The 25,310-nt window shown below is 43.9% G+C and carries 17 protein-coding genes; 8 read left to right on the top strand and 9 right to left on the bottom strand.

Translation table 11 applies throughout. The annotated features are described in order from the left end of the window. Nucleotides 1-30 precede the first annotated feature (30 nt). Nucleotides 31-933, top strand: a complete 903-nt coding sequence (locus ACZW67_RS01015; protein WP_197218095.1) for an acyl-CoA thioesterase — start codon at nucleotides 31-33, stop codon at nucleotides 931-933. A gap of 134 nt (nucleotides 934-1,067) precedes the next feature. Here the strand turns inward: ACZW67_RS01015 and mutY are convergent, their stop codons facing one another. The 5 genes from mutY to ACZW67_RS00990 all read right to left on the bottom strand — a co-directional run bounded on the left by mutY (nucleotide 1,068) and on the right by ACZW67_RS00990 (nucleotide 9,272). Next, the gene (gene mutY / locus ACZW67_RS01010; protein WP_465181830.1) at nucleotides 1,068-2,345 is read right to left on the bottom strand and encodes an A/G-specific adenine glycosylase; all 1,278 of its coding nucleotides are present in this window, start codon (nucleotides 2,343-2,345) and stop codon (nucleotides 1,068-1,070) included. Nucleotides 2,346-2,450: 105 nt separating this feature from the next. Further along, nucleotides 2,451-3,875, bottom strand: a complete 1,425-nt coding sequence (locus ACZW67_RS01005) for a KAP family P-loop NTPase fold protein (RefSeq protein WP_465181829.1) — start codon at nucleotides 3,873-3,875, stop codon at nucleotides 2,451-2,453. A gap of 126 nt (nucleotides 3,876-4,001) precedes the next feature. Beyond that, entirely contained in the window at nucleotides 4,002-4,958 is a 957-nt protein-coding gene (ylqF, locus tag ACZW67_RS01000) for a ribosome biogenesis GTPase YlqF (RefSeq protein WP_197102049.1), read from the bottom strand. Nucleotides 4,959-5,101: 143 nt separating this feature from the next. After that, the gene (locus ACZW67_RS00995) at nucleotides 5,102-8,215 is read right to left on the bottom strand and encodes a DUF2339 domain-containing protein (RefSeq protein WP_465181828.1); all 3,114 of its coding nucleotides are present in this window, start codon (nucleotides 8,213-8,215) and stop codon (nucleotides 5,102-5,104) included. A 319-nt stretch (nucleotides 8,216-8,534) separates the two neighbouring features. After that, entirely contained in the window at nucleotides 8,535-9,272 is a 738-nt protein-coding gene (locus tag ACZW67_RS00990) for a dienelactone hydrolase family protein (RefSeq protein WP_465181827.1), read from the bottom strand. A gap of 145 nt (nucleotides 9,273-9,417) precedes the next feature. Between ACZW67_RS00990 and ACZW67_RS00985 the strand changes: the two genes are divergently transcribed. Continuing rightward, entirely contained in the window at nucleotides 9,418-10,020 is a 603-nt protein-coding gene (locus ACZW67_RS00985) for a YcgN family cysteine cluster protein (protein WP_465181826.1), read from the top strand. 38 nt (nucleotides 10,021-10,058) lie between these two features. Here ACZW67_RS00985 and ACZW67_RS00980 read toward each other — a convergent pair whose 3' ends face one another. Beyond that, the gene (locus ACZW67_RS00980) at nucleotides 10,059-11,438 is read right to left on the bottom strand and encodes an Lnb N-terminal periplasmic domain-containing protein (protein WP_465181825.1); all 1,380 of its coding nucleotides are present in this window, start codon (nucleotides 11,436-11,438) and stop codon (nucleotides 10,059-10,061) included. A 276-nt stretch (nucleotides 11,439-11,714) separates the two neighbouring features. Between ACZW67_RS00980 and ACZW67_RS00975 the strand changes: the two genes are divergently transcribed. The 5 genes from ACZW67_RS00975 to ACZW67_RS00955 all read left to right on the top strand — a co-directional run bounded on the left by ACZW67_RS00975 (nucleotide 11,715) and on the right by ACZW67_RS00955 (nucleotide 19,356). Next, nucleotides 11,715-12,614, top strand: a complete 900-nt coding sequence (locus tag ACZW67_RS00975; RefSeq protein ID WP_197102059.1) for a CBS domain-containing protein — start codon at nucleotides 11,715-11,717, stop codon at nucleotides 12,612-12,614. 415 nt (nucleotides 12,615-13,029) lie between these two features. Further along, a complete protein-coding gene (lnt, locus tag ACZW67_RS00970; RefSeq protein WP_465181824.1) occupies nucleotides 13,030-14,613 on the top strand; it encodes an apolipoprotein N-acyltransferase in 1,584 nt (527 codons plus the stop codon). Nucleotides 14,614-14,754: 141 nt separating this feature from the next. Beyond that, nucleotides 14,755-15,147, top strand: coding sequence for a hypothetical protein (locus tag ACZW67_RS00965; RefSeq protein WP_465181823.1), 393 nt, complete (start codon nucleotides 14,755-14,757; stop codon nucleotides 15,145-15,147). Nucleotides 15,148-15,471: 324 nt separating this feature from the next. Next, a complete protein-coding gene (locus ACZW67_RS00960; protein ID WP_465181822.1) occupies nucleotides 15,472-17,040 on the top strand; it encodes a peptide MFS transporter in 1,569 nt (522 codons plus the stop codon). Nucleotides 17,041-17,538: 498 nt separating this feature from the next. Next, a complete protein-coding gene (locus tag ACZW67_RS00955) occupies nucleotides 17,539-19,356 on the top strand; it encodes an aminopeptidase P family protein (RefSeq protein WP_465181821.1) in 1,818 nt (605 codons plus the stop codon). Nucleotides 19,357-19,480: 124 nt separating this feature from the next. On the opposite strand, the gene ACZW67_RS00950 is transcribed toward ACZW67_RS00955, so the two are convergent. The 3 genes from ACZW67_RS00950 to ACZW67_RS00940 all read right to left on the bottom strand — a co-directional run bounded on the left by ACZW67_RS00950 (nucleotide 19,481) and on the right by ACZW67_RS00940 (nucleotide 23,684). Continuing rightward, nucleotides 19,481-20,341, bottom strand: a complete 861-nt coding sequence (locus tag ACZW67_RS00950) for a hypothetical protein (protein ID WP_465181820.1) — start codon at nucleotides 20,339-20,341, stop codon at nucleotides 19,481-19,483. Between the two features lie 122 nt (nucleotides 20,342-20,463). Continuing rightward, entirely contained in the window at nucleotides 20,464-21,816 is a 1,353-nt protein-coding gene (gene fabF / locus ACZW67_RS00945) for a beta-ketoacyl-ACP synthase II (RefSeq protein ID WP_465181819.1), read from the bottom strand. Nucleotides 21,817-22,283: 467 nt separating this feature from the next. After that, complete coding sequence (locus tag ACZW67_RS00940) at nucleotides 22,284-23,684, bottom strand: anhydro-N-acetylmuramic acid kinase (RefSeq protein WP_465181818.1); 1,401 nt, start codon at nucleotides 23,682-23,684, stop codon at nucleotides 22,284-22,286. Nucleotides 23,685-23,915: 231 nt separating this feature from the next. Between ACZW67_RS00940 and tyrS the strand changes: the two genes are divergently transcribed. Further along, the gene (gene tyrS / locus ACZW67_RS00935) at nucleotides 23,916-25,127 is read left to right on the top strand and encodes a tyrosine--tRNA ligase (RefSeq protein WP_465181817.1); all 1,212 of its coding nucleotides are present in this window, start codon (nucleotides 23,916-23,918) and stop codon (nucleotides 25,125-25,127) included. Nucleotides 25,128-25,310: the final 183 nt, after the last annotated feature.

The raw sequence follows: 25,310 nt of genomic DNA, 5'->3' as shown, positions 1-25,310 counted from the left end.
TTTTTGATGAAAATAAGGAAACATATTGTCATGCCCGATTATTTGCAACTGATTGATGAGTTACTGGCTACTGTGGCACTTATCGAAGTTACCCCCGATGTCTTTGAGGGTAAGAGCCATGACTATGTGGGCAGTCGTATTTTTGGTGGGCAAGTACTGGCACAAGCCATCATGGCGGCAGCACATACGCTCGAACAAGACAAACCTTGTCATTCATTGCATGGGTACTTTTTGCGCGGCGGGGATATCAACCAGCCAGTGATTTATCAGGTGCGTCGATTGCGCGATGGTCGTAGTCTGTCTGCACGTGAAGTGACCGCGATTCAGTACAAAGAAGTACGCGGGAAGCCACCTGTTGAGCAAGTGATATTTTCGATGATTGCCTCGTTTTCACCGATGGAGGAGGGGCTTGAATATCAAGAAGATATGCCGGTCTATCCGCCACCAGAGGATCTGCTGACTGAGCAAGATTTAAAAGAAGAAAATGTTGGCAAAGTACCCGAAGCACTAAAATCAAGGTTTATGCGTCGCCGTCATGTAGAGATTAAACCGGTCAAACCACGTAACCCAATCAGCCCAGAACCCATGAAGCCTAAGCAGGCAAACTGGCTACGTATTCGTGAATTGGGCAATCAGCCAGTGGCGATTCAGCAAGCACTATTGGCATTCTCGTCTGACTTTTACTTGGTTGGCACAGGGCTTATGTCGCATGGCGTCAGCTTTATGACCAGTGGTCTACAAGCGGCGAGTATCGATCATTCAATGCATTTTCACCGTGATTTTGATTTGAACGACTGGATGCTGTACGACATGTGGAGTGACACTACATCCAATGCGAAAGGCCTAAACCACGGCCAGTTTTGGCAAGATGGTAAGCTGGTTGCCACGGTGCAACAAGAAGGCCTGATGCGCTTACGTGTGCCGAAGTCTTAGCCTGCTATATTTTAGTTATAATCATAAAAAAAGCGATTCACTATCAACAGTGAATCGCTTTTTTTATGGCATGCGAGATGGTTGTTTAATCAGCTGGTTTGAGCACGATAGGTGTGGAGATATAGCTTATAAGATTACTCTAAAATCTTAACCATCGCTCGTGGTAATCCAAGCGTTGCCTGAGCATCATCAGCGTTCAACCAGTTGATATTAATGTCGGCAGCCTGTAACGCTTTGGTTATTTCGGCGGTTTGCTTAGCATTTAGAGTTACTGATTGCGGGGTCAAATACCAGTGGAAGTGCGTCAGTGAATGTTTGATTGGCGCATCATCAAGCAAGGTCTTGCTGATAGGCGCTGCTACTAATTTATTCTTTATCAGCCACTCATTGATAATCTGCTCAGCAGTGGTAAATTCTGCCTCATATACTTTTTCATTGCTACGTACGTCATTTGGCACATCTGACGGTTTATCATCGCTAGCGTTTGCTTTTTTCGCAATGCTGCCACTCGCTTTACCCTCAATTTTCTTTACGAACTGCAAAGGTAAGCTCCAGAGTCCACCCCAAATACCATTATCAGGGCGCTGTAGCCATAAAATATCGCCACTATTATCTTTAATCAATAACGCATTACTAAACTTACTGGGTTTGGGCTGCTTTTTTGCCTTGACCGGATAATCAGTCTCGCGCCCTTGCGCATGGGCTAGGCAGTCCTCCTTTAATGGACATAATAGACAGGCAGGTTTGCTACGGGTACATAATGTCGCACCCATATCCATCATCGCTTGCGCAAATAGTCCTGAGTTCTCTGTAGGTGTCAGGCGCTCTGCCAATGCCCACAGCTCTTTAGTCGTAGCAGACTTGGTGATATCACCATCAATCGCTGCCCAACGCGTGATTACTCGTTTGACGTTACCATCGCAGATGACGCCATAATGGTGCAAGCCCATTGCCATGATTGCGCCAGCAGTCGACGGCCCGACCCCTGAAATCGCTTCCCATCCTGCTAATGTCTGCGGAAACTCGCCCGTTTCATCGATGACTTCAACCAACTGCTTAGCGCCTTTATGCAAATTACGCGCGCGCGCATAGTAGCCAAGTCCCGCCCAATGCTCTGCTACGGTATCCCAGTCCGCTGCGGCCAAATCCGGTACGGTAGGAAACGAAGTCATAAAACGCGCAAAGTAGGGAAGGACAGTGGTCACCTGCGTTTGCTGGAGCATGACTTCGGACAACCAAACAATATAAGGATTGGGCGTATCGGTCTGGTGCTGTTGCCAAGGTAAGTCATGGCGACCGTTCTCAGCAAACCAATCAAGTAGGCGTGGGGCGAAGGAGTTTAGAGAGCTTGTAGAGTGGCTGGCTGTGTTATCTGATAATGTGAGGTCTGAGTTGGCAGTTAGCTGGGTCATAGGCTCTATTATTTAGTTTTCTAAAGGTAATCAATTATACCTGATATACGTATTTGCTACGACCTAGCTTTGACGTAATGCTATTAAATAATGTAATAAAAATAACTACTTAACGATGTCAAAAAGTAAGAGGTTATTGATTGTGTGATCAACATAATCATAGATATAGCTATCTTCCGATATATAACTAGAAAAACGGTCTTTTTCTGACTCTAAATTAAATTTATTTAGAATTTGCTCTAGTATAAATTCGCCCTGGCTACCTGTTCGATGATCTTCTCTAGGAATATAAATATTGCTATTACTATTTAACTTATTAAATACCATCAAAATTAAACTTCTTACATAGTTCTGTTCTACGATAAGACGGTTTTCAGGTAAAACTAAGCGAGTACACTGCATAAAATCGAAAAAATCTTTGCTAACAATACCTCTGTTTGAGATTTGATTCAGTAGCTGTTTATTCATCATATAAACAAATGATAGGAAGACCATCAAAATCTGCTCAACAATCGGTGACTTACTTTGCTCTTCATTTTCAAAAATGGTTAGCGTTTCTATACAACGAACAGTCTGTTCAATTTTACGAAGTGATAATCTCCCTACATCAAGAAAGGTTGGAATCTCGTAGATAAATTCGTTGTCTTTAAATTCTTGTCGGATGACTTTGCTGGCTTGTACTACCGTTCTAAAGTAAGTGACATTATTTTCGACTGATCTACCCTCAGTATCTTTGGCAGCAGTTGGTAAATTGATCTGATACTTAAAAAATTTATATAAATAATCATGAGAATTGGTTTCGCTACCATAGCTGTGTTTAATGGTTGCTTTTAATTGCTCCGCATTGGTAATCAAGATAATCTGCACGTTTTCAACGTCAAAAACGTGTTTAATAGTCTCTAACATCATCACTGCAAAATCTGGACGGCAGCGGTCTAGCTCGTCAATCAGTAAAATAACAGGATTGTCTGTTGCAACATTATTCAATGCATTTTTTAGGGTGTTTAGGCTTCTATCAGCCTCAGCTTGGTCTTCAATAAGAGATTCTAAAGAAAGGTCTATTAACTCTTTTGAACCTTCTTCTATGTTTTCCAGACCCTTAGAAAAATCTTCAGGTACATCCGCAGCGTAGCGCCCAAAAGCAAAGCCTAATCCTGCCTTCAAACCTATACCACCAATCAAGCGTAAATAAGGAAGAGCATTTTTTATCAACTTTTTTCGCTGATAGCTTTTTTTAGGGTAAAAACTTACGATCTCTGAAATTAAAGTCAATAACGGCTCGTTGGCATGATCAGCTTGAAAGGCGTTTACGTAACCAACTTTATAATTATTGGAATCATCGTTTTCAATTAGATTTTTAAGTTTGAAGCAAAACTCGGTTTTACCTGTACCCCATTTACCGTCGATGATAAGTGGTGAAACATCAATATCTGAATCTAATAACTTAATGATTTTTTCAGCGATAGGCTTACGTATGAACTCATCTCTACTACCGAAAGTAAAATCTTTCATTAGGCTGTAATCTGTCATTAAGCACTCTCTATATTTATAATTTTGATATACGATACTGATGTTATACAGATAATACAGACATAAAAAAAGCCCATAAGGGCTTTTATATAGGTAGTAGCTTTTTGAATGAGCTTTTAAACAAATTTATTTACGATTCTTCCGTGTTTTCAAACGACGTAAGCGTTTTTCTTCTTCTTTGGCCTTTTTCTTTTCTTCAGCTGTGACACGCTGTTTAGCGACCACTATTTCTTCAGCTTCCGTCATGGCCGGTGTCTCAAGCGTAATACGTCCAAGTTTCGCACTACGTAGCTCGTTAACTAGAATCTCAGACATGCGGTACGTATCGACTTGATTGCCCGAACGTACACAGCCGCGATTGCGTCCAGCGACTTCAAAAAACTGCCAATCGGTCTTTGGTAGTTCTTCAATTTTATAACGGGTTTTTAGCAGCTCAGGATAAGCATGCATTAAGTACTCCGCGGTGTAACTAGCGACATCAGCGAAGTCAAACGCCGTATCACGAATACCGCCAGTCGCTGCTAGACGATAGCCAGAGTTTTCGTTTTCAACTTTTGGCCATAGCATACCAGGCGTGTCATAGAGCATGATGTCATCGTCCAGCTTAATCAGCTGCTGCGATTTGGTCACGGCAGGTTCATCACCAGTTCTTGCGACAGCGCGCCCTGCTAAGGTGTTAATCAACGTTGATTTGCCAACGTTTGGAATACCCATAATCATGGCTTTGATTTGACGACCCGTACCGACTTTATTAGGAACAAGTTGTTTACATATGGCGATGATGCGTTTTACATCGTTGGCCTTCTCGGTATCGCAAGCAATGGCTCTGACACCGCTTTGTTGCTCGAGATAATCCATCCATATTTGGGTCAACTCTGGATCGGCAAGATCAGCTTTGTTCAGGATTTTGATGACTGGTTTTTCACCGCGTAGTGCCGCGACCATTGGGTTTTCACTACTATAAGGGATACGCGCATCGATGACCTCGATGACCAAATCCATCTGCGGCATGATTTCTTTGATTTCGTTACGGGCTTTGTTCATATGCCCAGGGAACCACTGAATACTTGCTCTCTTATCCATCTGCTTTCATAACCTTTTATAAAAAATGCTAAAAGTAAAACTATCAACGTTTACTTTCTAATGGTGCTCAGTTTACTACAGAACCACATTGCTCACGCCACAATTTCACTTAACCCTCATGTGAGGTCGTGATCAGGTTATGGTTACGTCTTGTCCGTGATCTCATCTTGTGTGGGTGGTAGTGGTGCCAAATAACCAATGAGTAGAATCAAACTACCCGCGCCAAGGAAGGATATCACCCGCCAAATCGCTTCAGTCTGTGACAAATCGACTAAGACCAGTTTGAGGACGACGACGCCTAACAGCCCAATGCCCATAAACCACAGCGCACGTTGCCAGTAGCGGCTAGCGATGATAGTGGCGACCAAGGCAAGGAGTGTCCACAACATGGTTAGTCCAGTCTGCACTTGCTCACTTTGCCAAGCACCTGCATACCATAATGGTGTGTCAATAAAGGCATGAAGCGTTCTGATGAGGATGCTAGATATCAGCCAAAAGCCAACAAGTCCTAAAATAATCAGTAAATTATGAGCGGTAAATACTTTCTGAATATTCTTTTGGATGACTGCGTTTTCTTGGTTTGGCTGTTCGTTATTATACTGCTGATTCAGGTAATAAACACCAAAGCCAACCAATAGCGCTAGCCCTGAGGTCATGTCATATAAATTCAGTATTGGGAAGTAGGATATACCCCAGATCACACCATCATATGACCAGTTGGTAATGATGACCCAACTTAAAGCAATCGGCGCAAAGATAGCGGCACAGCTCAATAACGCCTGCTGCCAATCAAACCAGTACAGCAATCCAGACGTTGAAGTTTCACTGATTGATGGGTCTGTCTGACGATAGTCACCATAACGATAACCACACCACAATCCTGCTAGTATTAAAATGGTTGGTATTAAAATAGCCATCACGCCAGCGGAGGCGGGCAGACCATAATGTGCCGCCGCTGCGATGACTAAGACACCAGCACCGAGCCAACTCGTACCATCATAGCGTGATAGACTGGCATCGTCGTGCCAGACCTTTAACCACAGTTGTCCAATAGTGAGCCAACCAACGAGTAAACTGGCAAACACGAGCCATTCTGCTGATGACCATAATAGATTTAGCTCAAACTTCTGCGGTAACTGTAGTACTAGCATGAGGTAAAACAATAATAGCAACCCATGACTCAGCTGTTGGGCTTCTGCCCATGGCTGATAGCGGTTGATACTCCAATAGATAGCAAGACTCACCAGTGCCGCCAATGCAATCGTCATCGTATCGAGCTGCCAAATATCAAACCAATGACTCAAATCAAGTACTAGGACTTGCAGCATCCATATCACAGCCGTCAAGGTCAGACACCATATCACTCTAGGACTGCGCCAAACGAGGCCAAACACTTTACTTTGGCTATTGACCGAAGTCAGCCACTGCTGCGCGGCGTGGTCACTGATACCCAATGCACTGGCGTATGTCGTGATTGAGTCTGGTGTGGTATTTTTTTCTTTAGCATGTGTTAAATGACTGTCTGGACGGGTATTTAAGTTGGCAACCAAGCGGTCGTTTAATATGGCTGGCGAGTTGCTGGCACGTAAGATAAATACGGTGGCTAGATAAGCAATCGCTGAAATACTCAATGCTAAAATCGGATAATCATTGTTAGAGAATACGATGGTAGCCATCAACATGACGACACTAATGAGCTGTAATAGCATACCGAATAATACCGACCATGCGCGCAGTGAGCGTCGTCCAAACCACGCCAAAGCCAATCCTTGTACTGACCAGCCAAAGGCAATCCACTCTGCATCGAGTGCCAACGGAATCACTAAGGCCAAAAATCCAAACCCTAACGCTAGCATGCCTTCAGTGATTAATGCATATCGCTGGCTGCGCTGGATAAATAGCCAGCCTAAGCCAAGATAAACCGCGCCTAAAACGGCACTGACAATAGTCAAAGCATGAGGAATATCTTCTAATAAAGCAGAAAATAAGCCAAAGGCCAGTAGCGGTACTGAAAACAGTAAGCCGGTATCAATAGGGAATAAATACGTGCTATTGCGTACATGGACTTCATTTAAATGCTCTATATTATCTGCGCTATCGGTATGGCCGAGGTCTTTTTCATTGAGCGTGTTATAGGCAATGATTTGTTGCGCATAGCGAATCACGACAAAGAGATACAACATTAAATGTAGGGCAACCAGCAACATCAATGACCAGCGCTGTGTCTCAATGATGGTGGTTAAGTTCTCACTTATGCCCCAGTAGTAGGCCAAGCCAAAGGTTACCGTCACACCGAATAAGTTCAATATTTTCCATGGTCGATAATGAGCGATGACGGCAATCGTGACGTTCAATAATAGATAATAGCTGAACAAGGCCACCAAGCTGCCAGTATCATCACTGGTCAAAATAGGCGCAAAGAAACCACCAGATAATGACAGTAAGGCTAAAGGAAAAGCGTTCTGACGGACGGCGAGCGCAATGGTGATAGCGGACAATAACCCAAGTCCGATAAAGCTCGGTAAACTCGGAATGATTTCATAAACGCTGTATGCAAAAAAGGTGCTTAAATATGCAATGGCTAAACCTGCGCCTTGTAAAGTAATACCATAAGAAAAGCGTTTGGCGGTTAATTTCAGCCCCAATCCCGCCAATCCTAACCCTACGCCACCGATTGCCATCAGCTTGAAGGCAATCGGAATCTCAATATAATCACTCAGTAAGCGCAGTAATAGTACGACGCCCACCAGTAGTACCAATACACCGACCCGCACCACTAAATTGCCACCAAAAAACCAGTTTTTAACAGAGTGGAATAGCGAGGTGACGATAGGTAGCGAGCGCTCATCCGGTTGAATAGATGTGATGGGCGTTTTGTTTTTGATTAAATTTGGGTTTTCTACAAGTTTATTATTAGAAGTGTTGGATACAGGGGTTACTGTCAGGTCTGAGGTAGAAGAAACCGTTGGCGGTAATGATGGCCACGTAGATGTCGGGGTATCGGTTGCTGATTCTTTTGTATTAACGGATGTATTTTCAGTAATATGCTCTGAAATAGTATCGTCGTTAGTATAAAAGTTCTTGTTAGCTAAGTGACGGTTACTATCTTTTTGCTGCTCAAGCTCGGCTTGTAGCTTGGTGACATCACGGTGCAGTTGTCCAATATGCCGATTTATCCTGACATATAGGGCGACCACCACAATTAATAGTGCGGTAAAAGCCATCCAGCCTAATTGGGCTATTAATAGATAGAACATCCTCATTACTCAATACAGCTTATAATGCAGTGATAATGACGCTATTTTCCTAGAAGTACAACACTGTCCTTGCGACTTATAGTCAAAGAACGACTAAACTGCTACTGCGTTACCCTCCTTAAATTTACTACTTGTACAATTTGCAGTCGGCTGTCTTGTATCTGTTTTAGACTTTTTTGACCATATTTGAAAAGTAACTTATGAAAAGCTATTCAAAAAGAAGGGCCGCTTAAATATTAAGCGGCCCTTCTTTTTCTTTTATTTGCTATTTAAGCTTTACGATATACAGAGAGCATTTAGGCTTCTCTGCTGTTGCAACTTATGCCAAGTTAGCTTTCATAAACTCAAGCATGTTTTCCCAGCTCTGCTTTGCAGCGGCTTCATTGTAGCCAAGATCCACTTCATTTTTGGCAGCACGCTCATCAGCATGCGGGTTGGTAAACCCATGCTTAGCATTGTCATAGACATCGATAGTGTAGTCAACATCGGCGGCATCTAGCTCTGATTTTAGACCTTCGATGGCATCCATTGAGACCATTGAGTCATCGCGGCCATGGGCGACCAATACTTTGGCAGTGAAGTTTTTGTCTGCTGGTTGTTTTGGTGATGGGTTACCATGGAACGTGGCAACTGCTTTTAACGGCATACCTTCGCGTGCCATGTCCAATACAATTTTTCCGCCGAAGCAATAGCCAATCGCTGCTAAGTTGTCACCATCAACGGCTAGTTGGTCACTGAAGTCATTAAGAATTAGACGGCAGCGTGCCATCAGCATGTCTTGATCAGCAAGTACTTGCTCCATCCACATATTGGCTTGCGCTGCATCGGTGGTCAATTTACCTTCGCCATAGACATCCATTGCTACTGCTGCATAACCTGCTTCTGCCAAGCGCTCGACCACTGATTTTGGATGCTCGACCACGCCCCACCATTCTGGTGCGACTAAAATACCTGGCACTGAGTTATCGTCTGATGCGTTTTCTGGCAATGCGACATAGCTAATAAGTTCGATGCCATTTTCGGTCGTGCTGATTAATTCAAATGTTTTAATTGACATATTATTGTCCTTTTTTATGTTGTGAGTTTTATTTATTTGTCATTGTAATAGTTCGTTTTTCTAACTTGTACTACCTTAACGCCCATAATCAGCAAAAACAGCTATAATAGTGTAACGCTCTTTATCAAAATGCTACTGCGACGCTATGACTATAAATTTGTTGAACAAATCCGCTGATAATTTACCTGATATTGCTGTTTCGCAGGTGCAATCAGAACCAAAACCAATCGTGAGCCTGTTTTCTGACAGCGAATCAAATGAAGCGTCTGAGACATTGCGCCCACAGTTTTGGGAACGTTTTAAGCTAGATGAATTGAACCATAGCGAATGGGAAGCGTTATGTGATGGTTGTGGCAGTTGCTGTTTAATTAAGTACATCGATGAAGATGAGAATGGCGATGTGGACGAAGAGCTGGTCGAGTACACCGATGTCACTTGTCAGCTGATGGATTGTGCGACGGGATACTGTGGTCACTATGCGACACGTCAAGAGCATGTCCCTGACTGTATTCAATTGACCATGGACAACCTGCCGCAAATGATGTGGCTACCATCGCACTGTGCCTATAAACGTTTGTACAAAGGACAAAGCTTACCAAGCTGGCATTTATTATTGACTCAAGATGCGGTGGTCACACAACAACAAATGCGCGCTGTTAATGTCGGTGTGGCAGGGCGCTGTGTCTCCGAGACGGGCATGTCTGATGAAGAAATGGAAGATCGTGTGGTTCATTGGGTAAACCCTTAGCCAACCTTCGTCAACCCTGTATAAATGCCAGATTATTTTTAGTCAGAAGCCTGAGCCGCAGATTTGGCTTTGGCTTCCGCGCTATCTTGTGAATCAGCCAGTGGCGGGATAGGGATGTCTTGACGAATCTGCTCGGAGAAATCACTGCCATTGATGCCAGACGCTAGGTTCACTTTATTATCAAACCCTTTAACCTTTGGGTTGATATGGGTATGCTCGTACCACGTATCCATTGACCACGGCTGACCATGGCTTTCTGGGTCGGCATCTAACATGCCGACATTATATAGATAGTTCGGTAGCCAGCCAGAGACCCAAATGCGGTAATCCCATGGCAGACGATCGCCACTGACGATACGCGCCATATAAAAAATAATATTGGTACAGTTACTGACCAGCGTATTGTACCAAGCAGGCTTTGCATTCAGCTCATCGGCAGCCGTCAAGTAAGACTCAAATAGTGATTTGACCTCGTGTTGCTGCAAGTTGCTAACAGGAAATAGATAAACTTGCTCGCCGCGCGCGTTACTACGTGTGTAGATAATATCGCGCTCTTCTGCCGCTATCAGGCTGAGCTCATAACGTCTAAAAAACCCAGCGAGGGCAGAAAATGACTCACCCTTTTCTTTACGAATCTCAAATGAAAAGGAGAGTGGTCGATCATCTTCGAAGCGAAAGCTGACTAAGGTATGGGCAATCAGTGGCCCCATCCAATAAGAGTTGATGACATCGACACCAGAGAGCTTGGACATATCGATCATACGAGTATCCCAATGCGCGGTGGCATCCTCGGCAGTATGCCAGTCAAAGTTGCGAATATTGGTCAGGGTAATCAAATCAGGGTTGGTTGCATCACGCTCATAAGAGACACGCTGGCTGACTTCACTCATCCAGTCATGCTCTTGCTGCGGTTCAATAGAAAAAAACCAACCAACGCCACAAAACCAAATCGCAGCATATAAAGCCGTTAACCACTTAGTTCTGGTTTTGCCGCTGGTTTTTGCTTGACTCGTCAAGGGTTGGCTATCTGGTTGCTTAGCACCTTTTGGCCAATAGCGGCTTTTGAGCAATGCTGTCAGTACACCAACAATCATGATCCCCGCTAACCAAGTGATCGCTGAACGCTCGCCAAATTGATACCAAATGGCAAGCAGTAACCAAATGGCTGATAGTAATAAAGTGATGATGATTAGACACTGTACAATATAATGTCGCCACGTAGGCTTTGATGAAGTGTCATTCACAGAGTTATTTTTCACAGAGTTGCTTTCTACGTTATGGTTATTTACGTTGCTGTTATCTACATTAGGATCATCTAGGCCGCTATGATTTACGCTACCAAGAGCCAAGTCATTATCTGAACGACGATGATTTGAGCGCGGCGAAAGCAGGCGAGAAAAAACAGAACGTAGCGACATAGCGTTTTTCCTAATGAATTGAGGCTTTGACCATAGCAAAATTCATAACACACTGACAATACAATTTGAGTGAATTTGTCGTTGAATGTCGGTGAGTCATAAGATAAAGTGAAGCTAATTTGTCGTGGTTTGTTTATGATTTAATAAGCAATTAATGATACGCGACCTATTTTGTTTACAGTTTTTATCCCCATCTACGTCTTACCTGTTGTTTGTTCTTACTTTGATTTTTATTAACTAAATTTTTATTAACTAAAGAGGTTAAATCACACCACCATGTCTGACGACACTCCCAGCCCGAGTAGTTGGTCGATGCGCGGCTTAAAACGCTGGCTATCGACCGCCCCTGAAACCCGTGATGAATTGATTCGTTTGGTACAAGACTCGCGTCAGTTCTTAGAGCCTGATACTGTCGATATGCTAGAAGGCGTGCTCGATTTGCCTGCGACACAAGTGCGTGAAATCATGACACCACGTCCGCAAGTGGTTGGTCTGCATGAGAGCACCAGTCTGGCCGAAGTGATGGATATCATTCTTGAGACCACACACTCGCGCTATCCTGTTTTTGACAGTCAAGATGACGATGCCGTCATTGGTATCCTATTGGCAAAAGATTTGATCCCTATTCTCGTCCATATGGTGCGTAACCAAGAAGATAAAATAGACAGCAAACGTCTCAGAGATTTGGTGCGTCAGCCGCTATATATTAGTGAGACTGCGCGTTCTGATACCTTGTTACGTTCACTACAGCGCACGCAAGTGCATATGGCCATTGTCGTCGATGAGTTTGGTAACTTTGGCGGTGTGGTCACCATGGAAGATTTGCTCGAGGAAATCGTTGGTGATATCGTCGATGAGCATGATGACTTTGATGAAGACAGTGATATTAATAATATTATCGCCGATCCTGAAAAGCCAAACACGTGGCGTGTGCAGGCGTCTACAGTGATAGAAGACTGTAATGATGAGCTTGGCTGTCATTTTGATGATACCGATGTCGATACGATGGGCGGTCTGGTCATGCAAGCACTTGGCTTCGTGGGTGATCTAGAAGGTGAGAGCGTTATAATAGATGATTGGAAAATCACCATTACTGATGTCGAAGGACGTTTTATCCAAAATTTAGAGTTGACCAAAACAGATGTTAATCAGCAAGTTTTGATAGGCAGTCATTGATCTGGTGCTAGGGCGTGTCCTCAATTCAATCGATAGCCCTCTAAATGGGTTAAAAATGGCTAAATCTTGCCAAATGGCGTCAAATAGCTGACTAATATCTCGATATTATCTGCGCTACTTTCCTTGTTTGACTGCGATTTATCTCATTTTTATCACCATTTTTAAAATGAGGACACGCCCTAGTCATCTAAAAGCTTATCGAGAAATATAAGAAAAACACGATTGCGGTCGTGTTTTTTTTGGTCTGCTATTAGGGTTTGCTACGCAATGTTACCTATTAATGGGTTGAGACTGGTATCATGGGCAGGTTTAATTTTTAGATACGGTATGGAATATTATACGGTCAGTTTCAGCCTAGTTTTTACCTGAATACTGACGCTTAAAATTTTGAAAAATATGGTTTTGGATACCTGCTATGCGTCTGTCTACTGTTGATTTGCAAAAACGCCTGAACCCCGAGAAGCCAAAGGGCTTACCTCTAGCATTGACCGTGCTAATTGCCTTGCTGGCAGGTGCGGTGTTTATCTTTGCACTCGCGCCCTATGGCGTGTGGCCTGTAGCATTGGTATCGCCTGCTATTTTATATGCATTATTGATGCCTGATATGAGCGGTAAACGTGCTTTTCTTATCGGTCAAGCCTATGGCACAGGGCTTTTTTGTGTAGGCGCGTTTTGGCTTTACACTTCCATTCATACGTATGGTGCCATTCCAGTATGGCTTGCGCTACTTATGATTGCCATTATGGGGCTAGGCATGGGCTTGTTCCATGGATTTTTGGCACTGGCTTTCAATCGGATGGTTGGCCGTCAGCCGTTATCCTTTGCCGCGCTTTGGATATTACAAGAGTGGATGAAGACGTGGTTACTCACTGGATTTCCGTGGTTGTTTGTTGGCTACGCCTTTACAGAGCAAGCTTGGCTGTCATCGCTCGCACCAGTCGCTGGGGTGTTTGCTATCTCGTTCGTTGCCGTATTATTGGCAGCCAGCGTGGTCGAGCTGTTGCGTCGCCGTGGCGGTTATATGATTCCTTCGATCGCTTTGTTAGTAATTAGCAGCGCTTTATGGCTGATAAATCCGCAATGGACCAAGCCAAAAGGTACACCTGATCTATCTGTATCGTTGATTCAAGGCAATATCCCTCAAGACCTAAAATGGTTGAATGAATATCAACTCGAAACTCTAAATATCTATGCAACGCTAACGAGTACAGAATGGGGAAGTGATCTTGTGTTATGGCCTGAATCGTCCATTCCTATGTCTCAGCTCGCTGCAGCTGACTTTATCAATGAAATGGCAAAATTGGCCAATGAGACTGATACGACATGGGTGACGGGCATACCTTATGTGGATGAAGCCGCCTACGATGCCAGTACCGATAAATATGCACCGTTTTATAATAGTGTGATTGCATTGGGCGCAGAGGGAGAAGGGTTGTATAAAAAGCAGCGTCTGGTACCGTTTGGTGAGTACATTCCGTTTCAGGGATTGCTAGATGTTTTGCCTGATCTGGCTGGCAGTCAAGATATCATGAGCTATAGCCGTGGCAGTGACGAGCAGTCACCACTGCGTGTACGTGGTCATAATTTAGGTACGGCAATATGTTATGAAGTGGCCTATCCTGATACCACCCGTAGGAATGCGGTCGGTACGGACTTTTTATTGACGATCTCAAACGATGCATGGTTTGGTAAGTCGGCAGGTCCATTGCAACATTTACAGATGGTACAGATGCGTGCGTTAGAGAATGGTCGTTGGTTTATGCGTGCGACCAACACGGGGGTCACGGCTATTATCGATCACAAAGGCCATATCGTTGAGCGTGCCCCGCAGTTTGAGCGCACTGTATTACGAGGTAATGTCCAAGCACGCGTTGGCAGTACGCCTTATATGCGCTTCGGTAATTATCCTATTTTGTTCATTATGGCGCTGCTATTGCTATTAAGCTATTTTGGCAAGCGTGGGGTCGCTCAACTGCGTTTGGGTGCGTCACGCAAATAAGAGATGGTGCTCGACTATAAAAGAGACTGGCAAAATTTGTCGATAATAAATCCTTTAAATACTTAAGGGTTTTAACAAATCGGTACAAATTGCGATATAATAGGCCAATATTTCAAATATTTTGTGCAAGGTGGATCAGGTATGTCAGAAGGTATCGTCAATAACAATCCAAAAAAAGAGCTGTTATACACTTTAGGTGGCATTGCCTTGTTTTTAGGTATTGTCTTACTTATTGGTGTTTCTGGATTTTTACGTCCAGCAGGACAGCACATTACTGTTCAGACTGCTGATGAAACAGCACCAGCAGAAACTGACACTGCAGCAGATGCAACTGTCACGCCAGCCACAGATGCTGGAGATTCTACTGCTGAAGGTTCTACTGACAGCGCAGTAGTAACTGCCGAAGCAGGTACCGCGACTGCATCGGGCACCGTAAGCCAAGCCGCTGTTGCTGATGCCGATTTGACCGCAGAGCAAGCAGATGGTGATTTAGAAGCTGGCGACGCAGCTGATGATACGGCAGTGGCACAGTAGTCTGTAGTATGGTCATTTTGATCTAATAGTGCTACTTAGCTATCAAGTGATAGGTATTCAAGTAACAGATATTCAAGTGACAGCATTATGAAGTCTCTATCAACAGTGCTATAAGTATAATAGTAGTGTCTTCGAGACTCATAAAAAAAGCCCGTTCTCAACTATTGAGAACGGGCTTTTTTTTGTGAGTATTTGTGTAATTTTTAACCAATTTTTTCTTTACTTGAATATAACCAAGTGCAACAATACTTCGCCTATATGACCGCCCATCGGAATAAATAGGGGCTTGGTCATTACCAATATGATCTTTAAAGGAATAAAGTTATGGGCACAGAAACAGGATCGGGGGCTCATGCTGCTGAATTAGACGCACTAGATACTGGCTTTATGGGGCATCCAACGCCGCTACGTCCATTGTTTTTCACTGAGATGTGGGAGCGTTTTTCTTATTATAGTATTCGCCCGCTACTGGTCTTATTTATGGTGGCGACGGTAGGTAGTGGTGGTTTTGGCTTTGATGAGGTCACGGCTTCTGCTATCTACGGTATTTTCGCGGGTTCATTGTACTTGGCAGCTGTACCTGGGGGCTGGCTAGCAGATAACTGGCTAGGTCAGGAGAGAGCACTGTGGTGGGGCAGTATTATCATTGCCCTTGGCCATTTGTGTATTGCACTCTCTGCTATGTTTGGCATGACACTGTTCTTTGTCGGTTTAATCTGTATTGTCTTGGGCTCAGGGTTATTTAAGACCTGTATCTCAGTGATGGTTGGAGCCCTATACCCGAAAGGTGACTCTCGCCGTGATGGCGGTTTTACCTTGTTCTATATGGGTATTAACATCGGCGCGTTATTGGCTGCGCTGATCGTTGGTGTATTCAAAGAAAAAGGTATGTGGCATGTCGGCTTTGGCGTTGGTGGCTTGGGTATGCTGGTCTCATTACTCATATATCGCTTTGTGGCACAAAAGAATTTAACAAAATATGCTCGAGCTAAAGGTATCTCTGCCGAGTGGGAAAAATCCAATGATCAATACAAAAATGTCGGTCGCTGGGTTGGTGGTTTTGTAGCATTATTAGTAGCTGTAGTGCTATTGGTTTCTACAGGAATGATATCGTTCAATCCTGAGATGGTTGCAGAGTATATGACTTATATCATCGCTGCGGTGGTCATCCTATACTTCGCTATTATGTTCATTTCACCTAAGCTAGATAAAACAGACAAGCTGCGTTTGTTAATTTGCTTTATCTTAATCATTGGTTCGACGCTGTTTTGGTCGAGCTTTGAGCAGCAGCCAACGTCTTTTAACTTGTTTGCTGATCGTTATACCGATCTTAACGTTTTAGGCTTTGAAGTCCCTAGTATTTGGTTCCAGTCATTGAACCCTTTATTTATTTTAATATTGGCACCTATCATCAGTATCATCTGGGTCAAGCTTGGGAACCGAGGACTTGAGCCGAGCAGTATGGCTAAGTTTGCACTGGGTATGCTACTGGCTGCTGCTGGTTTTGCATTGATGATTTTTGCTTCAAAAAGCATCTTAGCGCCTGGTGCTGGCTTGGCATCGCCACTATGGTTAGTAGGTAGTTTATTATTATTGACGCTAGGTGAGTTAGCACTAAGTCCCGTTGGTTTATCTGCAATGACGAAGCTGGCGCCAGAGGGTATGCAAGGTCAAATGATGGGTCTGTTCTTTGCTTCTATTGCCATGGGTAACTTGGTTGCGGCTTTCTTTGGTGGTCATGTATCTGCTGACAAAATCGAAGGGTTGCCAGGTCTATTTACAACCATGACAATATTCTTGGTGGTTACGGCTATATTCTTGCTGATATTAGCAAAACCTATCAATAAAATGCTCAAAGATAGTGAGCGTGAGAAACAGCTAGCCAAGCAATAAGGTATAGTTTATTCACTATAAAACCGCTACAGCGTCAACCTCGCTAACCATACGAATGTATAGCTTGCACTCGGTTTTCTTGTATCGATATTATTTTGGATTAACTATAGGCTGATATACATTTGTGAATAACAACAGTACAAGTGACGTATGATGAGACGTGTTACCATTATTGGTAGCACGTTTTATTGTTTCAATTGGTGAGATATTTCTCTTGCGCCATTGAAACCCTGCTATCTGCCCAAACATCTAATGGTGTTCTGCTGTCATACGATTCTGCTTTAATCCTAGGTAGTTCTGTTTGCTTGGTTATTTGCAAACCTTTAACTCCTAAACGATTGAATGTAACTAACTCTAATTCTAATAATAATCGGTCAATGAATGCTTAAACTGTTTCCGCTCGAATAAGACGACTATCTATAGTCGCCTCACAGCAATAATTTGCTAAATCTAATTTCTTTCGAATTAATTGCTCTATCTCTAATAAGGACACTTTTAATGAATAAACAAACCATCCACGATCGTATCGATAGTCTGCGTCAGACAATCGCTGCACAAGACCTGACGGCAATTATCGTACCATCTGCCGATCCACATTTATCTGAGTACTTGCCTGAATATTGGCAAGCACGCTTATGGCTGTCAGGATTCACAGGTTCGGTCGGTACGCTCGTTGTGACTGCTGACTTTGCTGGTCTGTGGACAGACAGTCGCTATTGGGTACACGCCGCTGATCAGTTAGACGGCACAGGTATTACTTTAGAGAAGCTGGCTCCAGGTCAGCCGAATCATATCGATTGGCTAGCTGAGCATTTACAGGAAGGTGATAGTGTAGCAGTCGATGGCAATGTGTTGTCTATCGCTGAGCAGGATCGATTGTTGAATGCATTTGATGCTAATGACATTACCTTAATCACTGAGCGTGACGTGTTGACAGAAATATGGACAGACCGTCCAGCGCTACCAGCTGCCAAGTTATATGCTCACGATGAACAGTTTCTTGCTCAGTCTGCCACCTCAAAACTTGCCGCTGTGCGTGCAGGTATGGCAGAGGCAGGAGCGACGCATCATTTACTTTCAAGTTTAGATGACATCGCATGGTTGACCAACTTACGCGGTGCGGATGTTGATTATAACCCTGTGTTTTTGTCACACATGCTCATCAGTGAAAACGACGCGACGTTGTTTATTGATAACAATAAAGTCAGTGCTGATATCGCCACGGCCCTAAAAGATAGTGGTATCACGATTGCTGATTATGATGCAGTACAAGAGGCATTGAGCGCGTTGACGCCAGAAGACTTATTGTTATTAGATCCAAGTAAAGTTGCAGTCGGTACGCTATCGAAGATGGCAGACGGTATCGGCTTTATTGAGCAAATGGCGCCAAGTACGTTACTTAAATCTGTTAAAGCTGATGCTGATATCGATCATGTGCGTGAGGCAATGCGTCAAGATGGTGCTGCCTTAGCTGAGTTTTTTGCGACATTTGAGCAGCGCCTAGCAAACGGTGAGCGTTTAAGTGAGTTAGACGTGGATAGCATGCTAATCGACGTACGTAGTCAGCAGCCACACTATGTATCGCCAAGCTTTCCAACGATTGCAGGTTTTAATGAAAACGGTGCGTTGCCACATTACCGCGCAACACCAGAAAAATACAGCTACCTTGATGTGGCCGAGGGCGAGGGTGGGCTACTACTGATTGATTCAGGCGCGCAATATCAAAACGGCACGACTGATATCACTCGTGTGGTCGGTATCGGGCAAGTCAATTCTGAGCATAAACGTGACTTTACCACAGTGCTAAAAGCCCATATTGCATTGGCAAAAGCACATTTTCCTGACGGTATCGCTTCACCTTTAATCGATGCTATTTGCCGTGCACCTCTATGGCAGGCACAGATGGACTATGGTCATGGTACCGGTCATGGGGTTGGTTACTTCTTAAACGTTCATGAAGGCCCACAAGTCATTGCTTATAGTGCCAGTACGCCAAAAGAGCGTGCGATGAAAGAAGGTATGATTTCAAGTAATGAGCCAGGTCTGTACCGTGAAGGCAAGTGGGGCATCCGCATCGAAAACCTAATGGTTAACACGCGCGTGGCAAGCCCAACCGAAACGGAATTTGGTGATTTCCTGCATTTTGAAACCGTTACCTACTGTCCGATAGATACTCGTTTGATTGAGCCGTCATTATTAAATCAAGTAGAGATTGACTGGCTTAACGACTATCACAGCCAAGTGTATGCAGAGCTAAAAGACCGTGTTGACGGTGCAGCACTTGAATGGCTCACTGAGCGTACGCAGGCTATTTAATACCAATGCCAAAGATTAGGGTTGGTTGTAGCAAGCTTGTTTAGCTCGTAATGCATAAAATAGAAAAAGCCCTGTAAATCATTTACAGGGCTTTTTCGTTATCGGAACGCAGCATTTAGCTTCGTTATGATTCTTTATTGGTCTGTGAATTATCTTGATCACTTAGATTTTGAATGACTTCAGCACGTAACCAAGATTTTAGGTTTTCAGACATTAGCATCATTTGCTCACTGAGGTAATCATCAATTTGCACCTCAAGTTCACGGATCAGTTCTTGATGCGTGGTACTCAGTTTGGCATCTTTCAATGCTAACTTGATGGCAGTACTGGCTTTATCGTTGATGGCTTTAATAGCGCTATCATTTTTAACGCTGCTATCATTATCAACCGTATTGTCTTCAACAGCGTTTGCATGTTCGCTGATGGTTTTGTGGTTCGGCGTAGGGTTTTCAGTAGCCACGCTTTGGGTATTATTTTTTTCAAAGTTACCAGCGATATTGCTATTACTGTTTGCTTTATAAGTAGCATGTATATCGATCGCTACTACTGACTTGTCATTATTTCTCTTATCAGCTGCTAGTGCTGCCTTCTTTTCTTGTTCTTTTTGTGCAGCCTCTGCTTCTTCACGTAGCTGGGCCTCTTCTTTTAACCTAGCCCCTTCTTTAAGCTTGGCGTCCTCTGCTGCTTTTGTTTTTTGCGCTTCTTCGACACGTTGTTGTTCAGCAGCTGCACGCGATTGCTCTTGCTTATCGGCAATGGCCTTCGCAATGGCTTGCTCGGCTTCATGGTTTTCGTAGAGCTCATCGATATGAGCATCTAAATCATGGGTTTGAAATTCAAAGCTCTCAAAGGGTGTATCGCTTTGCAGTAAATTGGTGATGTCTTTTAGCTCTTGAGTAATAGCTGCGCGGATGGGTTCAGGCGCACACGTCCAGCGTTGGTAAAACTGATGGGAAAATGAGTAGCTTGACATGGTATCTTCCATAAATGTTCCAAAAATTACCCCTTATCATACGCAAGTATGATAAGGGGCTGCAAGTGGACAAACGTAGTCAGTCTGACGGTATCGTTACATTTTCGCTCTTAAGACGTTATGATCGGCTGCTTTTATGACCATTTTGCAAAAATCAATGAACCGTTAGTGCCACCAAAGCCAAAGCTATTAGATACCGCATATTGTAAGTTTTCGACTTTACGTGATTGGTTGGCCACATAGTCGAGGTTGCAATTGTCTTCGAGATTATCCAAGTTAATGGTAGGTGGTACATGCTGATGCTGAAGCGCCATCACAGTGAAAATAGCTTCAATACCGCCCGCAGCGCCAAGCAAATGGCCTGTCATAGACTTGGTGGAGCTGACCAATATGGTGTCTTTAACTGCTGAAAAAACGGTTTCGATAGCTAGTGATTCGGCGACATCGCCAGCGGGTGTGCTGGTACCATGTGCATTGACATAACCCACGCAAGACGCCTCGATACCCGCATCATGAATTGCATTTTGCATGGCTCGTGCAGCACCGCTACCGTCTTCTGGTGGCGAGGTAATGTGGCTGGCATCATCACTCATGCCAAACCCAACCAGTTCTGCCAATATCGTCGCACCACGTGCTTTAGCATGAGCAAGGCTTTCTAATACCATTACACCAGCACCATCACCGAGTACAAAACCATCACGGTCTTTATCAAAAGGACGAGAGGCTTTGGTTGGCTCATCATTGCGTGTTGATAATGCATGCATCGCGGCAAAACCAGACATACCTAAAGGACTTGAGCCTTTTTCACTACCACCTGCCAGCATGACATCGGCATCACCATGCGCAATCAATCGCGCCGCTAAACCAATGGCGTGCGTTGAGGTTGTACAGGCTGTTGATGTAGCAAGGTTAGGGCCTTTTAGCTTATGTTTGATGGCTACAAGACCGGCTGCCATATTTACAATAGAGCCAGGAATAATAAAAGGCGATACTTTTTTTGGCCCGTGAGCATTGAGCGTCGCACAGCTGTTTTCGATGGTTTGAATACCACCAATACCTGACCCAATAATCACGCCAAAACGTTCTTGATCGACATTCTTAACGGGCGCATCAGCGGCACCAATCTCATCGATGAAGCCAGCATCATGTAAGGCCATGGTAGTTGCACCGATGGCATAATGCATAAACTCATCATAGCGGCGCGCATCTTTTGCATTCATATATTGCTTGGCATCGAAGTCTTTGACCACACCGGCAATTTGAGCGCGGTATTCTGTGGCATCAAAATGAGTGATAGGTACGATACCACTTACGCCATCCAGCAGGTTTGCCCATGTACTATCGAGATCTAGACCCAGTGGTGTGATGGCTCCCATACCGGTAACGACTACTCGAGAGTAATCATCGCGCTCATAGTGAGGCTTTTTTGGACGGCGCTTTGTGCCAGTAGTCGTAGATGGTGTGGCTGTATTGATGTCTTGGCTCATGCTATATATCCTGTACTTGCGTTCCTAGAAGGATGGGTTCTTCTGATATTAAGTGATTGTGCTGTCGTCATATCGTTTGTTACTGTCGCGTTATACTCTTTATAGCGTTATACATGCATTTTTACAACCATTATAAAACACTTAAGTTTACATGTGTAAACTTAAGTGAGCTTATGAAGACTAATGAGTGTGTCAAAGGTTACTTGCTGCTTTAAGGGTTTGTTGTTTGAATAGTATAAAGGTATTGCTGATGACTGCCTACACTTTGACTATACAGTCTATCCACGATAATGCCGCTACTATCCACGGTAAAGACATTGTATTGTCGTCTCGCTAAATATACTCATATATAACTTATACTCGGTTTATTTATATCAATGTACCGAGAATATAAATATAACCATGTTTTGTGGGGCAGGTAATAGCAACACGTGCTAGTGAGACCAGCGATATGGTAATGAGAGCTGCTAAGCAAAACACACTTGCCCCAACACCACGTTTTTACTCGCACCTGTCACTGCTGGCAAATTACCTGTTTCACCCATCAACGTCTGTCTCGCTAGCCATGCAAAAGCAACGGCTTCTACCCATGTTGGATCCAGCCCTAAGCTCGCAGTCGTTTCTACTGTGCAATGAGGAAGGTTTGCCTGCAAGCGCGTCATTAAATAGCTATTCAATGCACCGCCACCGCAGACGTATACTGCAGTATTTTTATTAGCGTCGATACATTGATTAATTTGCGCACTCGCGCTGATGGCCGTCAGCTCAGTGATTGTGGCCTGTACATCTGCTGAGGAATAACGAATGATAGCAGATGCTTGTTCGAATTTTTGTAGCTCGTCTTGCAGCCATGCTAAGTTAAAGTCTTCACGGCCAGTACTTTTGGGATAAGGTTTTGCAAAAAACGGATGTTCCAACAGCTGGTAGAGCAGCGGCTCAATGATCTGACCAGACTGCGCCCATGCACCACCAGCATCATAATCTTTATCCGTATGCAACGCTGTCCACGCATCCAATAATAAATTGGCAGGGCCAGTGTCGTAACCCACAACGCCATAGCCTACGACACTATCTACAACATTACCTATGACATTGTCTGGTTGATTTGATGAGTTATTAGAAGTCGCTGGCAAGACAGTGATATTAGCAATACCGCCCAAGTTCAATAACACACGAGTGCTGTCAGGCGTGGCAAACAGCGCTTGATGAAAGGCTGGAACCAGCGGTGCACCTTGACCACCAACGGCCATATCACGGCGCCTGAAATCGCTAACCACACTGATACCTGTGCGCTCCGCGATGATATTGGCATCGAGCAACTGCAAGCTAAATCCCATTTGCGGACGATGGCGCACAGTCTGTCCATGACAGCCAATGGCTAGCACCAACTCTACATCGGTATCAGCTTGTTTTAATAGAGTATTGACCACCTCACTTGCAAACTCACCATACTCGCGGCTCGCCCAGCCGAACCAGTCCAGCTCGCTGTTTGGTTCGTCAGCTGTGGGTGTCAATGTCTGAACACCGTTGGGCTGACATAATGCCAATAATACTTCACGTAGTCGCGGTGGGAAGTCTTGGCTATAAGAAGCTAACAAACGCATGGGCTGCTGAGCCTCGTCTCCATTACCAGTATCTGTACCGAATTGACAAAGAACGGCATCCATACCGTCCAAACTGGTGCCCGACATCATGCCGATATATAAGCCATCATCGAAGTTTTCAAACACAGTCTGCTCAAGTGCCTCAGTAAGTGTGGCATAATTTAAATCGTCAATATTTTCCAAGCTATTACCCAAATCACTGTTCATCTCTGAATCTGGATGAATATTGTGTTGAGTATCAGCAATCGATGCGGGGTTGGTCATGGCAATTTACCTTAAAAAACGCTAGTATATCCGTCAAATTCTAACATCTTTTGCGGTCTACGAGACCTTAATACCATTCCCAAAATCAGAGCAGCAAGGAAAACGAGTGTAAGTCCTGCATTTATTACGCTAAACGCGTTTATCATCGCTCATCGTATTTTTTGGTTTGGTATGATTTAGTATACATAGCCCAAACGTTTAACCCTCAATAAAGACAATAAAGAGATCATCATGACCACGCAAACTTACACCCTAGAAGAACAACTAGCCCTTATCCAGCGCGGAACACAAGAAATCCTATCTGAAGAGGATTTAGTGGCGAAGCTTAAGCTAAACCGTCCATTGCGTATCAAGGCAGGCTTTGATCCTACCGCACCTGACTTGCATTTCGGTCATACCGTACTAATCAATAAGCTTAAGCACTTTCAAGACTTGGGTCATGAGATTTATTTCTTAATCGGTGATTATACTGCCAAGATTGGCGATCCTTCTGGCAAAAACAGCACGCGTCCACCATTGACTGATGAGCAAATCAAAGCCAATGCCAGGACCTATGCTGAGCAAGTATTTAAAATTTTGGACAAAGAAAAAACCCGTGTGGTCTTTAACTCAGAATGGTTCAATGACATGAGCGCCGCTGATATGATTCAGCTTGCCAGTCAGCAAACCGTTTCGCGTATGTTAGAGCGTGATGACTTCTCTAAGCGCTATGCCTCACAGACCCCAATCTCTATCCATGAGTTTTTGTATCCGCTCGTGCAAGGCTATGATTCTATCGCGTTAAAAGCTGATGTTGAGCTTGGCGGTACCGATCAAACCTTTAACCTATTAATGGGTCGCACGTTGCAAGGTCGTTATGGTCAAGAGCAGCAAGTATGTATCACCGTACCAATTTTGGAAGGGTTAGACGGCGTTAATAAAATGTCTAAGTCTCTAAATAACTACGTGGCCATTTATGATGCACCGGGTACGATGTACCAAAAAATCTTATCTATGCCAGATACGCTAATTCGCCGCTACTTTGAATTTTTAAGCTTTAAACCAATGGATGAAGTTGAAGGCTTACTAGCAGAAATGGAAAATGGTCGCAATCCACAAGAAATCAAACGTATTTTAGCCGAAGAGTTGATTGAGCGTTTCCATGATGCTGATGCTGCTGCCAATGCACACAAATCAGCCGGTAATGTCTTAGCTGATGGTGAGTTACCAATCGATTTGCCAGAAGTAACGTTAGATCTAGAAGGTCAGGATGCACTATTTATCACTCAAGTACTTAACCAATCTGGGCTTGCGAAAAACAGCTCATCTGCCAAAGACATGGTAAAACGCGGCGCGGTAAAAGTAGATGGGTACGTGGTTGACGCGGGCTTTAGCTTAACGTCTGGTCAGACAGTTGTTATCCAAGCAGGCAAAAAGGCTTATGCGAAAGTGACAGTTGGTTAATTTAACTATGAACAAACTAGAGAAGCTTGAAGACCTGAAGGCAGAGGTAGATACTCTACAGCGTGGTGATTCTACAGAATGGCAAAACCTTCTTCTTAAGGTAGGAGTCATCATTGATATCTTTTTTGAGAGTAAAAAGAAGTATCATGACGTATTATCTTCTATAAATTTTTACTTTAGGGG

It is taken from the genome of Psychrobacter sp. TPE 89C (assembly GCF_055522395.1).
Note: the sequence above shows the minus strand (reverse complement) of the source record. Positions and strands in the feature narration are given on the sequence as shown.

What these genes read in the sequence shown, in the direction of transcription:
- ACZW67_RS01015 (WP_197218095.1), top strand. Translation starts at nt 31, where the DNA reads ATGCCCGATTATTTGCAACTGATTGATGAGTTACTGGCTACTGTGGCA.
- mutY (WP_465181830.1), bottom strand. Translation starts at nt 2,345, where the DNA reads ATGACCCAGCTAACTGCCAACTCAGACCTCACATTATCAGATAACACA.
- ACZW67_RS01005 (WP_465181829.1), bottom strand. Translation starts at nt 3,875, where the DNA reads ATGACAGATTACAGCCTAATGAAAGATTTTACTTTCGGTAGTAGAGAT.
- ylqF (WP_197102049.1), bottom strand. Translation starts at nt 4,958, where the DNA reads ATGGATAAGAGAGCAAGTATTCAGTGGTTCCCTGGGCATATGAACAAA.
- ACZW67_RS00995 (WP_465181828.1), bottom strand. Translation starts at nt 8,215, where the DNA reads ATGTTCTATCTATTAATAGCCCAATTAGGCTGGATGGCTTTTACCGCA.
- ACZW67_RS00990 (WP_465181827.1), bottom strand. Translation starts at nt 9,272, where the DNA reads ATGTCAATTAAAACATTTGAATTAATCAGCACGACCGAAAATGGCATC.
- ACZW67_RS00985 (WP_465181826.1), top strand. Translation starts at nt 9,418, where the DNA reads ATGACTATAAATTTGTTGAACAAATCCGCTGATAATTTACCTGATATT.
- ACZW67_RS00980 (WP_465181825.1), bottom strand. Translation starts at nt 11,438, where the DNA reads ATGTCGCTACGTTCTGTTTTTTCTCGCCTGCTTTCGCCGCGCTCAAAT.
- ACZW67_RS00975 (WP_197102059.1), top strand. Translation starts at nt 11,715, where the DNA reads ATGTCTGACGACACTCCCAGCCCGAGTAGTTGGTCGATGCGCGGCTTA.
- lnt (WP_465181824.1), top strand. Translation starts at nt 13,030, where the DNA reads ATGCGTCTGTCTACTGTTGATTTGCAAAAACGCCTGAACCCCGAGAAG.
- ACZW67_RS00965 (WP_465181823.1), top strand. Translation starts at nt 14,755, where the DNA reads ATGTCAGAAGGTATCGTCAATAACAATCCAAAAAAAGAGCTGTTATAC.
- ACZW67_RS00960 (WP_465181822.1), top strand. Translation starts at nt 15,472, where the DNA reads ATGGGCACAGAAACAGGATCGGGGGCTCATGCTGCTGAATTAGACGCA.
- ACZW67_RS00955 (WP_465181821.1), top strand. Translation starts at nt 17,539, where the DNA reads ATGAATAAACAAACCATCCACGATCGTATCGATAGTCTGCGTCAGACA.
- ACZW67_RS00950 (WP_465181820.1), bottom strand. Translation starts at nt 20,341, where the DNA reads ATGGAAGATACCATGTCAAGCTACTCATTTTCCCATCAGTTTTACCAA.
- fabF (WP_465181819.1), bottom strand. Translation starts at nt 21,816, where the DNA reads ATGAGCCAAGACATCAATACAGCCACACCATCTACGACTACTGGCACA.
- ACZW67_RS00940 (WP_465181818.1), bottom strand. Translation starts at nt 23,684, where the DNA reads ATGACCAACCCCGCATCGATTGCTGATACTCAACACAATATTCATCCA.
- tyrS (WP_465181817.1), top strand. Translation starts at nt 23,916, where the DNA reads ATGACCACGCAAACTTACACCCTAGAAGAACAACTAGCCCTTATCCAG.